The sequence below is a fragment of the Pseudovibrio sp. Ad13 genome (assembly GCF_001623225.1).
Classification (GTDB): Bacteria; Pseudomonadota; Alphaproteobacteria; order Rhizobiales; family Stappiaceae; genus Pseudovibrio.
In genome coordinates this window covers 1-14,831 of record NZ_LMCC01000020.1, presented here as the reverse complement: position 1 = coordinate 14,831, position 14,831 = coordinate 1, and the positions used below count along the sequence as shown (strand labels likewise).

Below are 14,831 nucleotides of genomic sequence, written 5' to 3'. Positions count from 1 at the left end.
TGGAATGGGGACGGAACGCAAGCAGCGATGGCTTTGCTGTGGCTGAAGGCGTTGGTAACATTCATTGAAAGGCGTATGACTTTGCCGCAACTGAAACTCTCGGTGGGACGCCTCTATCGTTGAAATGAGAATACCCTTCTCGTAAATTTTTCCAGAAGGGTAACCAACGGCTGTTGGCATGGATAGCCATGTTGGTCTCTGTCATATGGAATGGGAAGATGTGAACGTCCACGGAAGCTTGACCACTTAGCAGGGCATTTTCGACCAGTAAGTAAATTTCTTCCATTCCCTTGTCAGTCATTGCATAACAGCCTGCTGATAAGCAGTTGCCGTGAACCATTAGGAATGATCCAGTCCGACTATTAGATTTGTCAAAGGCGTTTGGGAAACCAAGATTGAATGCAAGGTGATTTACGCTTTTAGGATTTAGCTGACGTGTTGTTACTTGATAAAATCCTTCAGGCGTTTGCCTATCACCTTCTTTTAGTTTGGGTCCTAATCCTCCAGAAAACGAGCAAATATCGTAGGTTTTGAAGAGTTCATAATCGCCGTTTTTTTGCTTCCAAACTTCTAACTGAGCCTCTTCTTTGAAAATACGCAGAAAAACAGGCTGTTTGAGGCTCAAATTCTTCTCTCTCAGTTCTGCTGCAAGATATGGAGTGAGAGTCTTTCTTACGTCTTTGATGTTCGCTGATTTGGCAAACCAATAGGACTCTGATGAGAAGTAGGGCTGTGAGGAGTCATATCTAGTTACGATTGTGACTGATAGTACAGTGACAATGGCAACCATACTGATAGCGATCAGATATTTAACGAAACGCATTGAGAAATCTTTCAAAAGAAATTTATAGAGAACGAAAAAAATATATCATTTTGAGGTTGTTTATGGCTGACTTTGTGCATTTGGAATGGGGACGGAACGCAAGCAGTGATGGCTTTGCTGCGACTGTGATTGTTGATTGCCTGAGCTTCTCGACAGCGACTTCTGTTGCTTGTGGCAGAGGAGCGAGGGTGGTGCCCGTTGCTGATCGCGATGAGGGGAAAGCGCTGGCTGTTGAGATTGGCGGAGTTTGTGCCGGGAAGCGCCGGGAGGGCGGTTATTCATTGTCTCCACCAACGCTCATGGAACTCTCTGCTAGCGATGTGTTGGTGTTGCCCAGCCCCAACGGTGCGACGCTTTCTGCTTTGCCGAGAGAAGGGCGGGTGTTTGCTGCTGCACTTCGGAATGCAGTAGCGGTGGCGGCTTATCTTAAGGTGATTTCCGGCAAAGTCTTACTGGTTGCTGCGGGTGAGAAGTGGCCGGATGGCAGTTTGCGGCCTACCTTCGAGGATCAACTGGCCTGCGGTGCACTTGCACATATGCTGGACTGCGCGATGTCGCCAGAAGCCTCGATTGCTCGGGCGGGTTATCTTTCGTGTGCCGATGATTTGCTCGGTGCGCTAAAGGGCTGCGCGAGTGGGCAGGAACTGACACACCGTGGTTACACAGTTGATGTGGAGTGGGCAGCTGACCTGGATTCGGAAAACTGTGTGCCTGAACTGCGGCAAGTTGAGCTTGGCGGGAAGGTGGTGAATGCGTTTATTGACGTTTCGCGTGCAAGTCATGGTCGTTCAAAAGTTGAGCTTACATCAGGGTTTATTTTGCCTGAATGAAGATTCTCATTGGTAAAACCCTGTTTTTCGGCGGTTTTGCTGGTGCGTGCGTGTCACGCTTGAGTGATGTTGAAGCTCTGCCATAGCAAAGACTGTTGACAAATCTTTCGTGTGAAGGCATGAAACCCGCGATCTATTTATTGGGAAAGAGTTACGCGGAATGTTCCTTCGCAAGACCGACACAACAAAATTCATGCGCACTGCGGCGAAAACCGCGGGCATGATGTCGGCTGCAAAAGTGACCGCGACTACTACCAAGACAATCACCATGAAAACGACAAAGACCACCGTCTAAGGTGCCTCTCTTTCCCGCGCTCTCCCCGGGACGGAGGGCGCCAGAGGGCTCACCGGGCGCAGTCAGCCTCCGGAAGCCAGCGGGGGAGACGAAGAGGACAAAACCAATGGGTTATAAGATTGCGATTGCAGGTGCTACCGGCAATGTGGGTGCGGAAATGCTGGATATTCTGGCAGAGCGTGGTTTCCCAGCTGATGAAGTGATTGCATTGGCATCTCGCCGCTCTCAGGGCAAAGAAATCTCCTTTGGTGACAAGACGCTGAAAGTTAAAGCGATGGAGAATTTTGATTTCTCCGATGTTGATATCTGCCTCATGTCTGCTGGCGGTACCATCGCGAAAGAGTGGGCTCCGAAGATTGCTGCCAAGGGCTGTGTTGTCATCGATAACTCTTCTGCATGGCGTTATGATCAGGATGTTCCGCTGATCGTGCCTGAAGTGAATGCTGATGATATTGTTGACTTCAAAAAGAAGAACATCATCGCTAATCCGAATTGCTCCACTGCACAGCTGGTTGTTGCTCTTAAGCCAATTCACGAAAAAGCTGGTATCAAGCGCCTCGTTGTCTCCACTTACCAGTCCGTTTCCGGTGGTGGTAAAGATGCGATGGATGAATTGTTCAACCAGACCCGCGCTGTTTTCGTAAACGACCCGATTGAGCCTCAGCAGTTCACCAAGCGCATTGCGTTTAATGTGATCCCGCATATCGATGAATTCATGGAAGATGGTTACACCAAGGAAGAGTGGAAGGTTCTCGCTGAGACCAAGAAGATGCTCGACCCTACCATCAAAGTGACTTGTACAGCTGTTCGTGTGCCTGTGTTTGTTGGGCATGCCGAGTCCGTGAACATGGAACTGGACAGTCCACTTTCTCCTGAAGAAGCTCAGGACCTGTTGCGTGAAGCGCCGGGCATTCTGGTTGTCGATAAGCGTGAAGACGGCGGCTATGTCACTCCTTATGAGTGCGCTGGCGAAGATGCGACTTACGTTTCCCGTATCCGTGAAGACGCGACCGTTGAGAACGGCCTGAACATGTGGGTTGTTTCCGATAACCTGCGTAAAGGTGCTGCGCTGAACACAGTTCAGATTGCTGAGGTCCTGGTGAACCGCGGCCTGATTAAGCCAAAAGCAGAAGCTGCTGCATAAGCTTTTCAGCTACTGATGAGATTAGGGAGGGCACCTTTTAGGGTGCCCTTTTTATTTCACAAGGCGAGGCGGGTTATAATAGACTTCTAAATCATTGTATTTAAAGTTATCTGGCAGATCTAGTAACTTGAGGACAATCATTTTGACTTCTGGAGGAGTTCTAACACCAAACAGAACCTCCTTGATTGGATAATCACCTAAGTGAAAGTAGTTTGGAGCGTTGCGCCAGATTCGCCACTCATTTTCATATTCCCAATCTGGTGCCTTGACGCTTAAATTCTCAATTAGTGGTGTAAGATCCCTAGTTTTGCCCGAGTGAAAGTCAGTGAAGTGTTTTAGATCAACTTTATTGGGCTCATCAAGGTATCTGACTTTCTTGAGGTGCCCATTTATATCATCTGGAAAATCAATCCCAATTACACAGCCTTTGTGACCATTCGCATAGTGTGACCACATCAGGATATCGAGGGGGTTTTCACTTAATGCGCAAAAGGCAAAGCCACTGATTATTTGATCTCTAAATGACTTAATTAGTTCTTGAACTTCGATATCTTTCAAATCGCGCCACTCGCCTTTTTTGTTGCCAATGAATGGTTTTGATTTAGGGGAAAAGTTTTGGCGAAAATACTCAAACTCATCCTCTGAGAAATTAGGTTTGTGAGAAATCATACACTCAAATGGATCGTTCATGTCCATTGTACCACCACACCACAGTGCTGGTACCGAAAGAGATCTGAATGTGTATTCATTGCAAGGAAGGTATTTATATAGGCGCGGGATTGGATGAGAGTTCATGTCGTAAAGATGCTCTTTGTTGATGGTGTATAATATATCTTAATCTCTCTTTAGTTGTATTGGTTCTTTATAGAATATGCTTTCTTCGATAGATGGCATTAAACTTATCCCCCTCGTGTTTTCTTCCCTTACTTTGAAAGACATGCCTACGTAGCGGGCTGCTGGCGGAGCGACCGTCAGTTTGTCGTAGGCTGGGTTGGGCTGTTGGGAGACGTAACGCACCTTTCAGTGGTCCGGTGAACCGAACTTCAAACGTGACCGCATGGTTTGAGGGGAAGGGCCCAGGACTATAGGGTATCACGCGGCGATAGATCCAAGAGCACCGGCAGTAAAACCTGCTTTTGCGAAAGTGTCTATCAAAGACGGAGGAACTGTTTGGGCATGGAAACGTGTCTGGATAAGCCACTTTCTTTCCGGGAAACCGGCTATCGTGCCTTATAGGCAAAAGAGGCGACGTAGTTCATTACAAGAAAGCCCGGGCAAGGCGTGTAGCCAATGCCGAAGACTCATTACTAATAAATAGCGCAGGTATTGCCTGCCGCCTTGCTCATCCCGACTTCCGGGAATTCTGGTTCAACACTGCATGGGATGCCATGTGGTGCTATTGGTGTTTGCGGGAATACTTTACGTAAAGGTTATGCTAGGTTTTTCCCAAATTATGGGGGGAATATGCAGACACTTGAAATTAGAGCAGCGCAGTATGAAGAGTTGCCTGAGGTCGCTCGCATGTATCGGCATTCGCGAGACCGATGCCTTTCATTTATACCTAGACTGCACACGCCAGAAGAAGATCTTTGGTTCTTTCAGAATATTGTTTTTAAAGAGAATGAACTGACAATAGTCATGGGAGATGAGCAAATCATAGGTATGATGGCCACCAAAGATGACTGGGTAGAACAGCTTTATCTGGATCCGCGGCACCTGCGGAAGGGCGTTGGTACAAAGCTCTTAAACCAAGCAAAAGCTCACTCTTCCGGAAGTCTGAAGCTTATGTGCTTTGTTGAGAATGTGGATGCGAGAGCATTTTACGATGCGCATGGGTTTAAGGAAGTGAAGCGGACAAGTGGTTCAGAGAATGAAGAAGGTGCACCAGATATTTTGTATGAGTGGAAGGCTTAGTTTTCCCGCCAAAGTAGAGGGTGCAGTGTGGTGCAGTACGACGGGCGCGAGATGATACCCCTAAAATTGCAGGGGGCATATACGGTGATCTCCGTCTAGTGCAGCGTAACTCTGAGTGGCATTGTTCGAAGTAGATGTAAGCCAGAGCACTTTGCGTTTCTCAAGATTGACGCTTCCTGCTCTTAGCGTTTTTGCCATGCGTGTCCTTTTTGGGAATATCCGAACCACTTTTAGGAGGATGCGCTTCAGGACAATGTGTTGGGAGGCACACGAGAATGCTGAACACTGCAAGTTATGCCAACTACAAGATCACTCATACGGATGAGACCTTTACGGATTGGCTTGTGAAATCTGCAGGACCTGCTTGGAATAAGGCGATCAATCACCCGTTTACCAGTGCTGTTGGTAACGACACAGTGAGTGCCGAGGTGTTCACCCGTTACTTGTTGGAGGATTACCACTACATTCAGGACTTGGCATCTGCGCTTGGATTCCTGATTGCCAAGGCGCCGACAATGGCTGCTAAAGCACGGTTGTCTGGCTTTGCGCAGCAACTGACTTCTAATGAACTGGGCTATTTTCAGCGCACCTTTAAAGAACTGGGCATCGCGCCTGAGGTTTATGAGGCTGCAAAGCCCAATACGATTACCCGGGCAATTGGCGCAACGCTGTTGTCGACAGCTGGCAAAGGTCACTACGTTGATGGCATGGCAACATTGCTGGCTTCGGAGTGGATCTATCGCGAATGGGGCCATCGGGAAGCAGCCAAGCCACGACCTGAGCGGTTCTACCTTGCTGAGTGGGTTGAGTTTCTGGCGACCGATGAGTTTGGAGAGTTCATTGAGTGGATTAAGCGGGAAGTGAACTCGATTGGCGAAGAGGAACGCGTGAAGCGCCAAAGCGAGATCTCAGAGAGCTTTACTCATATGTGTGAGCTTGAAGCCGAGTTCTTCGATATGGTGAGCTGACAAAAGGCTTCAGATCTGGACCAGAAATGCTCTCTGTTTTACGGGGAGCATTTTTTTTCAAAGGGGGAGGTCCCTAGTTATACGTATTGGCTAAAAACTAGGGGTAACTGCACGTTTTACCTGTAACATCTCCGTGATATTGCTGGAAAATTGCAGAAAGTGACAAGGTGTTCTCAAATGAGATTTTGTCTCGGTACGCCTTATGGGAAGTATTTTTTATGCATGTGAGATTCTGTGGCATCTAATTCTAATAAATTCCAGTATTGGTAGTTTATTTGATTTAAATAAGCTTACAGCTCCGCTAATTGTAGAAAATTTTCCTCATTCTGATAGAACGAGCTCAACAAAATAATAGTAATCAGGAATAGATTATGTTCTCTCGTTCTACTGTTGCTGCACTTGCCCTTCTCGTGGCTGTTCCTGCTCAGGCTGAAACAATCCGTGTGGGCATGTCTGGTGGGTATTTCCCATTCACGTTTGTTAAGCAAGATGTTCTGCAGGGCTTTGAAGTTGACGTTGCTCGCGCAATTGCCAAGCAGACTGGTGATGAAGTTGAATTCGTTACCATGAGCTTCTCCGGCCTGATTGGTGCTTTGGAAGCTGGTCGCATTGATACTATTGCAAACCAGATCACCATTACACCTGAGCGTGAAGCCAAGTTCACCTTCTCCCAGCCATACGTTTATGACGGTGCGCAGGTTGTTGTAAAAGCTGGCAACGAAGAAATCGGTGGCGTTGAAGACCTTAAAGGCAAAAGCGTTGCTGTAAACCTTGGTTCCAACTTTGAAGAGCTTCTGCGCGGTTTGCCGTTTGCTGATGAAATTGACATCCGCACCTATGAAAGCAACCTGGCTCAGGATACCGCTCTTGGCCGTGTTGATGCGTTTATTCATGACCGCATCAGTGCAACTCAGGTGATCAAAGAAACTCCACTGCCGCTGGCGCTGGCTGGTGCCCCATTCTCTGAAATTCGCAACGCAATGCCGTTCCGTACTGATGAAGATGGTAAAGCTTTGGCTGCTAAGGTAGACGTTGCAATCGACGAACTGAAAGCTTCTGGCAAGCTGGCTGAGATTTCCGACAAGTGGTTTGGAGCGGACATCACCAAAGCTGACTAAGCTGTCCGTTCAGAATTAGTAAAGCAGTTCGCATCTAAGAATCTTTGGTGGAACTGCTTTTCCTTTTTCATGCCTTCGGGAATTTACTCCCGTCGTTCGAGGGCATGCTCTAATAATAAGAACTGATTATGCGCGCCTTAGATCTGGACTACATGCTCGGCCTTTTGCCGATCCTTTTAAAGTACTTACCCCTAACCTTGGGTATGGCAAGTGTGTCCATGATTTTGGCGCTTATACTTGCATCGCTGTTTGCAATTATCCGCGTGGTGCGCTTTCCTGTCTTGGATGCAATCACGCGGCTCTTTATCAGCTTCTTTCGTGGAACGCCGCTGCTGGTGCAGCTGTTTTTGTTCTACTACGGTTTGCCGCAGCTCTTTTCGTTCCTCACTGCGATTGACGGAGTTTCAGCTGCGATTATCGGTCTGACTCTGCACTTCTCTGCTTACATGGCTGAGAGTATCCGTGCGGCGATCCTTGGTGTTGACCGTAGCCAATGGGAAGCAGCAAAGTCGATTGGTATGTCTACCGGTCAGATGATGCGCCGGATTATTCTGCCGCAAGCAGCGCGTGTTGCTGCGCCAACGCTGATTAACTACTTCATCGATCTGATCAAAAGCACCAGTCTGGCCTTTACGCTTGGTGTGACTGAATTGATGGGTGCTGCGCAGAAAGAAGCAGCAGGAAGCTTCCTGTACTTCGAGACGTTTATTGTCGTTGCCGTTATTTATTGGGCTGTGGTTGAGAGCCTTGCTTTCGTTCAGACCCAAATTGAAAACCGACTTTCAAAGGCTGTTTCCAGATGATCCAGATCCGCGGGCTCACGAAAATCTATAATGGTGTCCCTGTGTTGAACGGGATCGACCTGGATATCAAAAAAGGCGAACGCATCGCCATTATTGGTCCGTCCGGGACCGGTAAATCCACTTTGCTGCGTTGTCTCAACTTCCTTGAGACACCAGAGCAGGGTGAGTATGTTCTTGATGGCAAAAGCATTGATGTTCAAAAGGCGAATGCCGCGCAGATCAAAGAGATGCGTCTGAGAACTGCGTTTGTGTTTCAGAACTACGCCTTGTTTGCCAACAAGACGGCACGCGAGAATATTGCTGAAGGCTTGATCACCGTTCGTGGTGAAGCCAAAGAGACTGCGTTTGAGCGAGCGGATGAAATTCTGCGGGATATCGGTCTGGCAGATAAGACTGCTGCCTATCCTGCGTCTCTTTCTGGTGGTCAGCAGCAGCGCGTTGGTATTGGCCGTGCGATGGCGAGCAACTCAGAGCTGATGCTGGTTGATGAGCCAACCTCTGCGCTTGATCCTGAGTGGGTTGATGAAGTGCTGCAGCTGCTTACCCGCGTTGCGCAGGCTCATCAGACGATGTTGATCGTGACTCATGAGATGGCGTTTGCAAAAGAGATTGCTGATCGTGTTCTGTTTATGGAAGGCGGGCGCATTGTTGAGCAGGGCCCACCTGATAAGATCTTCACGAGCCCAGATGATCCAAGAACCCGCAGTTTTCTGCGTAAAGTTCTTTAGAGAATTCCAAGAGCGGTACCTCCCTACGGATGTACCGCTTTTCTTTTATCGGCCAGACAGGGTGTTGTTGACCTGAATGAGTTCAGCGTTACCACCACACAATAAGACACCGATGCGCTCGCCTTCTTCTGGCTTGTATGCACCGGAGATCAGAGCTGCCAGTGCCGTTGCGCCGCCTGGTTCGACGACGAGCTGCATCTCTCTCCAGAGCCGGCGTTGCGCGGCGAGAATGGCGTCATCCTCGACAAGGATGGATTCTGCGATGTGGTTTCTTGCGACCTCAAACGGGAAGGTGCCGCATCGCTTTGCACCAAGTGCGTTGGCTGCGATGCTGTCGAGTTCTACGTCAACTGGCTCGCCGGCTTTAAGCGCTGCGTTCATGGAGCAGGAACCAAATGGCTCTATAGCAATGACTTTGGTGGGGCTGTTTGCATAGTAGCTTGCAACACCTGCTGCGAGGCCTCCGCCGCCGACAGCCACAAGGATGGTATCCAGGTCTGAGCTTTGTTCTGCCCATTCTAATGCTACGGTGCCCTGACCGTTGATTGTATCTATGGCGTCGAATGGATGAATATCAATTGCGCCGGTTTGCTGCTGGTAGCGGGTGCAGAGTGCTGCAGCATCCGCATAGGCGGCACCTTCGACATGGACGTCCGCGCCGAAGCTGCGGATCTTATCGATCTTCGCTGGATTGGAGATCTCAGGGACAAAGATCTTGGCTTTCTTGCCAAGTGCATGAGCTGCACAGGCAACGGCAGCACCGTGATTGCCACCTGAGGCTGCTGCTATGCCAGCTTCCGGGATTGAGTTGTTTAGTAATGAGTTGAATGCTCCACGGGCTTTGAAGGAACCTGAATGCTGCAGGTGTTCCAGTTTCAAAGAAATGGAGTACTTCAGGCCAAAAGTGCCGTTACCGCTCACAATAGACGGAGTTTTGCGAATGTATTTTTGAATTCGTTTATGAGCGACTTCAATGGCTTGCTTTGATATCTGCACGGTAATGGCCTGAATATTTAATATATAGAGAAGCCCCGGAAAAATCCGAGGCTTCGAAAATTGCAATGTGCACTTTAGGTTGCTGGCATTGCAGTTTCAATCAATTTAATGAAATAGGAACAGCCATATGGAATAGCTTCATCGTTGAAGTCATATTTCGGATGGTGCAGTCCAGCAGACTCTCCGTTTCCAAGGAAGATGAAAGCACCCGGCTTTTCTTCCAGGTAGTAAGCAAAGTCCTCGCCGCCCATGGTTGGGTCGATGTTTTCATCAACTTTGTCTGCGCTGCCAGCAATGTCAGCAGCAATCTGGGTTGCGAATTTGGTCTGATCCGGATGGTTTGATGTGGATGGGTAACCATCTGCAAAATCGTAGTCCACACCAGCACCGTTTGCAGCACAAACGCCCTCGACAACCTGCTTCACGCGTTGAGCAGCTTGCTTGCGGACATCCTGATTCAATGTGCGGATGGTACCACCCAGTTTCGCTGTGTCTGGAATGATGTTGTATGCAGTGCCGGCCTGGAAGAAAGTCACTGAGATTACAATCGACTGCAGTGGTCCAACATTGCGGGATGCGATGGACTGCAGGGCAGACACGATCTGTGAGCCAACCACCACAGGGTCGATTGTGTTGTGTGGGTATGCTGCGTGGCCGCCGACGCCTTTGACTGTGATGGTGAACTCATCGGTGGATGCCATCAGTGGGCCAGAGCGGGTTGCGAAGTGGTCAATCGGAGTGCCTGGCTGGTTATGCAGGCCGTAGATCTCGTCAACGTTCCAACGGGTAAACAAGCCGTCGTCCATCATTGCTTTTGCGCCAGCGCCGCCTTCTTCAGCTGGTTGGAATACGAGAATGACTGTGCCGTCGAAGTTGCGGGTCTCGGCAAGATATTTCGCTGTACCCAACAGCATTGCGGTGTGGCCATCGTGACCACATGCGTGCATTGCGCCTTCGTTTTTGGATGCGTATTCCTTGCCGGTTTCTTCGGCCATTGGAAGGGCATCCATGTCAGCGCGAAGGGCGATGGATTTGCCAGCGCCGCCGTTGCGGCCTTTGATAACACCAACTACGCCTGTGCGGCCAACACCTGTGGTGACTTCATCAACACCGATCTCTTTCAGAATTTCGGCTACTTTTGCTGATGTCCGGTGTGTCTCATAAAGAACTTCAGGATGTTCATGAAAATCACGGCGCCAAGCGGTGATTTCATCGTGCATTTCTGCAAGACGATTAATGGTTGGCATCGGAGTGCTCCCTCAAATACTTCGGATTCTTATTGAGATTAGAAAATGAACCTCACTTTGGCCCAGTGCAGTGAAATATTGCAAGAGCAAATCAATCGCAAAAGGGTCAGTTGAGTAAAATTAAATGAACTGCCAATGTGGCTCCTTAACTAACCCAAGGACAGCTTAATCACGCTAAGTTATCGCTGACGTCAGGTCACATATTGCAGTTTGTTCAACTTCAACAGCGGTGAGGCAGTATGGCGATCTATCGGAGTGTTTTTCGGAATGTCACAGAGGAGAAACAGCAATGGATGTTTCTCAACAAAGCCAATCGATACACCAGCCTTTTGCCTGCCAAAGCCGAGTTTGAAACTGGTCCTTTTGATTTTCGACGCAATGTCTCGATCAATCTTCTCGTGAATGGTGGTCTGTTCGGGACTTCTTTGCGTTACAACTCCTTGCGGGACAGTTGGAGTATGTGGCCGCTGACCAGTGATTTCTCGCTTCAGATTGATAAGCGGAATGTGATTGTCGAGTGTGCTTTGACATCCCCCTATAAAACCGATGCGAATGTGGAATCGCTTGCTCGGTTCTTTGAGGAAATGAGCCGACCTAGCCGGTAATTGATACTCAGAGAGTCAAGAAAACGCGTAGACGGGTGTCTTTTTTGTCTCGTTGTCTTCCAGCTCTCGCTGTACTGGAATTTCATAGGTTTGCAGGTGGGTGAGACGTGAGGTTGGGAAATAGGAGCGTCGAGGGTCTCCTACCAAAACCGGAATTGGTTTTTCCTTAGGACTGGTGTCTAGCCAACTAAGAACCCTTGTGGTCATATCCGGGTCGTAAAAGACATCGCCGCAGCAAATCAGGTCGTAATTACCAAGAGAGCTTCCCAGAAGGTCTTTAGTGCTGACTTGAATTGTAACCTGATTCAGGTTTGCGTTGATAAGTGCGGCATCTGCAGCGAAGAGATCGATGTCTGCTGCGATAGCTGAGGCTGCTCCGGCTTTCATTGCGGCGATAGCGACGAGGCCTGAGCCGCTGGCGAAGTCGAGGATGTGTTTGTCCTTAACAGTCTCGGGATTGTCGAGAACGTAGCGTGCCAGTGCTTGTCCGCCTGCCCATGCAAATGCCCAGAATGGTGAGGGGACTCCGCGCTCTTCAAGCTCCTCTTCACCCATGCGCCAGAGATCGACGCTTTCGTCTGCCAGGTGAAGGAATATGGACGGCGCATGAGGAACAGGGTGTTGCCGTGTCTGTTCCAAAATAAAAGCGCGCCGGTCCGTAATTTTCATCGTGAGATCAGACTTCAGATGGGTCCATTCCTGCCATTTCCAGAACCACGGCCCATTCTTCCGGCTTTACTGGCTGAACAGAAAGACGCATGGAAGTCACGAGGGCCATATCGGAAAGGCGTTCTTCGGCCTTCACTTGCGCCAGTGTTACTGTCTGCGGGAGGTCTTTGACGGCTTTGATGTCTACGCATTCCCAGCGTGGGTCATCGGTTGTGGAATCCGGGTGTGCGAGCGCGCAGACCTCTACGATGCCGACAACTTCTTTGCCGATGTTGGAATGGTAGAAGAAGCCTCGGTCTCCGATCTTCATGTCGCGCATGAAGTTGCGGGCCTGATAGTTGCGTACACCGTCCCACTCTTCGCCTTCTTCGCCCTTGGCTTTTTGATGATCCCAAGACCACTTGTTAGGTTCGGATTTGAACAGCCAGTATTGCAACTTTGCCTCCATTAAAAAGAGCACCTGTCTACAATGAGAGGCTGGTGCTCCAGAATTGACGTGTTGTAATACTTACAACAAAATTAGGCTTCCGGGTTCTTAATTACCCAGTTCCAAGGACGGATCTCAACAGATTCAAAGAGGCCTGCGAGTGAATAAGGATCTTCATTAGCTACTGCCAATGCTTCGTCCCTGTTCGCAGCTTCTACCAAGACCAGCGAACCCGTCGGAGATACGAGGTCATCACACATAAAAGGACCAGCTGCCTTCAAGCGATCACCAAGACCCTTGAGAAAATCGAGATGGTCTTGTCGTGTTTTCTGGCGAAGGTCTTCAGAATGCGCCTTATCAGTGCAGATGAGAGCGTACAGCATATTGGATACTCCAGTAGCAGGTTTTCAACCTAACCATTTGATCCCTGATATACAACCAGGCAATTCCTAGCTTAAAAGGATTCTACTAGGGGTGTGTCTCTCGTTTGAGGGGGCGCGTCATTAAGTCGCTCAAAGCCTGTGCGACGTCGATTTTCCCAGCTACGATTTGTGACACGGTGTTTGCAATTGGCATGTCGACACCATGTTCGGCTGCCAAGGCGACCGCGATATTAGCGGAGTGAGCGCCTTCTGCAAGCTTTTGTCCCGGTGCGACCAATTCCTGCGGTGTTCTACCCTGTCCGATCTTTAAGCCGAAGGCAAAATTTCGTGATTGGGTTGAGGAACACGTGAGGACCAGGTCGCCAAGACCAGACAGACCTGTGAGCGTTTCGCTTCTGGCATTGAGTGCCATGCCGAGGCGGGTCAGTTCTGCGAAGCCACGGGCCGTCAAAGCTGCCTGTGCACTGGCGCCAAGGCCATAGCCGACCGCTGCGCCGCATGCGATTGCGAGCACGTTTTTGAGAGCTCCACCAATTTGCACGCCGATGAGATCATCAGTTGCATAGGGGCGGAAGCTGTTTGAGGCGAGTGCTGCGGAAAGCTGATCTGCTACTGCACCGTCTTCAGCCGCGATTGTGACGGCTGTTGGCAAGCCCTTTGCCACGTCATGTGCGAAGCTTGGGCCGGACAGCGCTGCCGGGATGGCATCAGGCGCCACGGACTTGATCACCTCAGACAGGAGCTGGCCGGTTGATTGCTCGATGCCTTTTGCGCAGAGAACGATTGGTGTTGCAGGCTTTAAGAACGGCTTGATCGCTTCTGTCATCGCCCGTGTTGTTTGTGCCGGGGTGACGAGTAGGAGCGCGTCAGCACCGCTGACAGCATGCTTGAGGATGCCGGTAGCGGTGATTTGCTCTGTCCACTCGATGCCGGGCAGGTATTTCGGGTTCTGTTTGCTGGCGTTTATTGCGGCGATGGTTTCCGCATCGCGGGCCCATAAGGAGACTTCCCGACCTGCTCTTGCGGCTGCCAAGGCGAGCGCAGTTCCCCAAGATCCTCCGCCAATTACAGCGATCTTGTTTAGAGCAGTGGTCATGTTGTTTTCCTTATTGGGTGATGTTCAGTCGTTCACACAGTTGCTCAAGAGGGATATCGAACCCTCCGTGCATTGTTAGCTTGGACTTAGTTTCGTTGTCTGCCAAATCAACCCAGAAGAAGCGAAAGAGGATAGGATCTCCACCGTCATTTGGGCTCATTTCGTAATGATCCCAAGTCTGCTTTGCTTTTTCCTGAATTTTGAGATGGAAAAATTTGCGGCGGTGTAGCTCCGGACCTGAGGTGAGGGCATCGTCATACAGGAAGTCATGCCCTGTAAACTGTTCGAGTGCGCCGGAAACACTCAGACCGGTTTCTTCTTCAAACTCGCGTTTGGCGGCCTGTAGATAGCTTTCGCCCGGATCCAGTGTTCCACCTGGCACCTGCAATGTGCCTGCGATGTCTGTTTCCGGTTCGTCAAAAACGAGAAGATGTGTGCCGCAGGTCATGTAGACGTAGGCTTTGTGCCGAGGCTGCAATGTCGTTTCCACCATGAATCAATCAAATCAATGTTGTTTGAATTTGGCAGATGTTATTTGCAGGAGTTTGTTGCAAGCAAGGCGTTATAGCAGTTTGCACATAATAAGCAGCATGACACGCGCTTTAGCGCCGCATGGTTTTACCTGCAGCGTGGAACGGAATGCCCCGAAAGTTCGGGTGTGAGCAAGGCGAGCAGGCAGTGCCTGCGCATTGTAAGTAAATTAGTTTCTTCGGCATTGGCTGCTCGCCTTGCCCGGGCGTTTTTGTATGAAACAAGATCTCCTCCGAAAGGCATTGGGAGCAGGC

General features: G+C 49.7%; 18 protein-coding genes. 9 read left to right on the top strand and 9 right to left on the bottom strand.

All coding sequences use genetic code 11. The features are described from left to right. Positions 1–61 precede the first annotated feature (61 nt). The gene (locus tag PsAD13_RS24435) at positions 62–823 is read right to left on the bottom strand and encodes a murein L,D-transpeptidase family protein (RefSeq protein WP_208986918.1); all 762 of its coding nucleotides are present in this window, start codon (positions 821–823) and stop codon (positions 62–64) included. Positions 824–885: 62 nt separating this feature from the next. Here PsAD13_RS24435 and PsAD13_RS24430 point away from each other — a divergent pair, with 62 nt between their 5' ends. The 3 genes from PsAD13_RS24430 (at position 886) to PsAD13_RS24425 (ending at position 3,092) form a co-directional block, all read left to right on the top strand. After that, positions 886–1,653, top strand: a complete 768-nt coding sequence (locus tag PsAD13_RS24430) for a 2-phosphosulfolactate phosphatase (RefSeq protein ID WP_063319736.1) — start codon at positions 886–888, stop codon at positions 1,651–1,653. 160 nt (positions 1,654–1,813) lie between these two features. Continuing rightward, the gene (locus PsAD13_RS28535) at positions 1,814–1,948 is read left to right on the top strand and encodes a hypothetical protein (RefSeq protein WP_275078115.1); all 135 of its coding nucleotides are present in this window, start codon (positions 1,814–1,816) and stop codon (positions 1,946–1,948) included. Between the two features lie 106 nt (positions 1,949–2,054). Continuing rightward, the gene (locus tag PsAD13_RS24425) at positions 2,055–3,092 is read left to right on the top strand and encodes an aspartate-semialdehyde dehydrogenase (protein WP_057465112.1); all 1,038 of its coding nucleotides are present in this window, start codon (positions 2,055–2,057) and stop codon (positions 3,090–3,092) included. Between the two features lie 51 nt (positions 3,093–3,143). Here PsAD13_RS24425 and PsAD13_RS24420 read toward each other — a convergent pair whose 3' ends face one another. Further along, positions 3,144–3,782 carry a DUF2971 domain-containing protein gene (locus PsAD13_RS24420; protein ID WP_193777094.1) on the bottom strand — a complete coding sequence of 213 codons (639 nt, stop codon included), beginning with the start codon at positions 3,780–3,782 and terminating at the stop codon, positions 3,144–3,146. Between the two features lie 774 nt (positions 3,783–4,556). Here PsAD13_RS24420 and PsAD13_RS24415 point away from each other — a divergent pair. From PsAD13_RS24415 to PsAD13_RS24395, 5 genes are all read left to right on the top strand, one after another. Further along, complete coding sequence (locus tag PsAD13_RS24415) at positions 4,557–5,006, top strand: GNAT family N-acetyltransferase (RefSeq protein ID WP_208986917.1); 450 nt, start codon at positions 4,557–4,559, stop codon at positions 5,004–5,006. Positions 5,007–5,281: 275 nt separating this feature from the next. Beyond that, positions 5,282–5,974, top strand: coding sequence for a TenA family protein (locus tag PsAD13_RS24410; RefSeq protein ID WP_063319734.1), 693 nt, complete (start codon positions 5,282–5,284; stop codon positions 5,972–5,974). A 371-nt stretch (positions 5,975–6,345) separates the two neighbouring features. Beyond that, a complete protein-coding gene (locus tag PsAD13_RS24405; RefSeq protein ID WP_057465114.1) occupies positions 6,346–7,092 on the top strand; it encodes an amino acid ABC transporter substrate-binding protein in 747 nt (248 codons plus the stop codon). Between the two features lie 128 nt (positions 7,093–7,220). Next, complete coding sequence (locus tag PsAD13_RS24400; protein WP_057465115.1) at positions 7,221–7,895, top strand: amino acid ABC transporter permease; 675 nt, start codon at positions 7,221–7,223, stop codon at positions 7,893–7,895. Beyond that, positions 7,892–8,623, top strand: a complete 732-nt coding sequence (locus PsAD13_RS24395) for an amino acid ABC transporter ATP-binding protein (protein WP_063319733.1) — start codon at positions 7,892–7,894, stop codon at positions 8,621–8,623. Before PsAD13_RS24400 ends, PsAD13_RS24395 begins: the two co-directional genes overlap by 4 nt. A 45-nt stretch (positions 8,624–8,668) precedes the next feature. Here the strand turns inward: PsAD13_RS24395 and PsAD13_RS24390 are convergent, their stop codons facing one another. Beyond that, a complete protein-coding gene (locus PsAD13_RS24390) occupies positions 8,669–9,619 on the bottom strand; it encodes a threonine/serine dehydratase (RefSeq protein ID WP_063290349.1) in 951 nt (316 codons plus the stop codon). Between the two features lie 74 nt (positions 9,620–9,693). Beyond that, positions 9,694–10,866 carry a M20 aminoacylase family protein gene (locus PsAD13_RS24385; protein WP_063319732.1) on the bottom strand — a complete coding sequence of 391 codons (1,173 nt, stop codon included), beginning with the start codon at positions 10,864–10,866 and terminating at the stop codon, positions 9,694–9,696. A 239-nt stretch (positions 10,867–11,105) separates the two neighbouring features. Here PsAD13_RS24385 and PsAD13_RS24380 point away from each other — a divergent pair, with 239 nt between their 5' ends. After that, positions 11,106–11,471, top strand: coding sequence for a hypothetical protein (locus tag PsAD13_RS24380; RefSeq protein WP_063290347.1), 366 nt, complete (start codon positions 11,106–11,108; stop codon positions 11,469–11,471). Positions 11,472–11,486: 15 nt separating this feature from the next. Here PsAD13_RS24380 and PsAD13_RS24375 read toward each other — a convergent pair whose 3' ends face one another. From PsAD13_RS24375 to PsAD13_RS24355, 5 genes are all read right to left on the bottom strand, one after another. After that, positions 11,487–12,140, bottom strand: a complete 654-nt coding sequence (locus tag PsAD13_RS24375) for a 50S ribosomal protein L11 methyltransferase (protein WP_063291781.1) — start codon at positions 12,138–12,140, stop codon at positions 11,487–11,489. A 7-nt stretch (positions 12,141–12,147) separates the two neighbouring features. Further along, a complete protein-coding gene (locus PsAD13_RS24370) occupies positions 12,148–12,576 on the bottom strand; it encodes an EVE domain-containing protein (RefSeq protein ID WP_057461924.1) in 429 nt (142 codons plus the stop codon). 83 nt (positions 12,577–12,659) lie between these two features. Further along, positions 12,660–12,950 carry a YciI family protein gene (locus PsAD13_RS24365; RefSeq protein ID WP_057461912.1) on the bottom strand — a complete coding sequence of 97 codons (291 nt, stop codon included), beginning with the start codon at positions 12,948–12,950 and terminating at the stop codon, positions 12,660–12,662. Between the two features lie 85 nt (positions 12,951–13,035). After that, positions 13,036–14,046 carry an NAD(P)H-dependent glycerol-3-phosphate dehydrogenase gene (locus PsAD13_RS24360; RefSeq protein ID WP_063319731.1) on the bottom strand — a complete coding sequence of 337 codons (1,011 nt, stop codon included), beginning with the start codon at positions 14,044–14,046 and terminating at the stop codon, positions 13,036–13,038. A gap of 10 nt (positions 14,047–14,056) precedes the next feature. Then, the gene (locus PsAD13_RS24355) at positions 14,057–14,539 is read right to left on the bottom strand and encodes an NUDIX domain-containing protein (RefSeq protein ID WP_244271790.1); all 483 of its coding nucleotides are present in this window, start codon (positions 14,537–14,539) and stop codon (positions 14,057–14,059) included. Positions 14,540–14,831 lie beyond the last annotated feature (292 nt).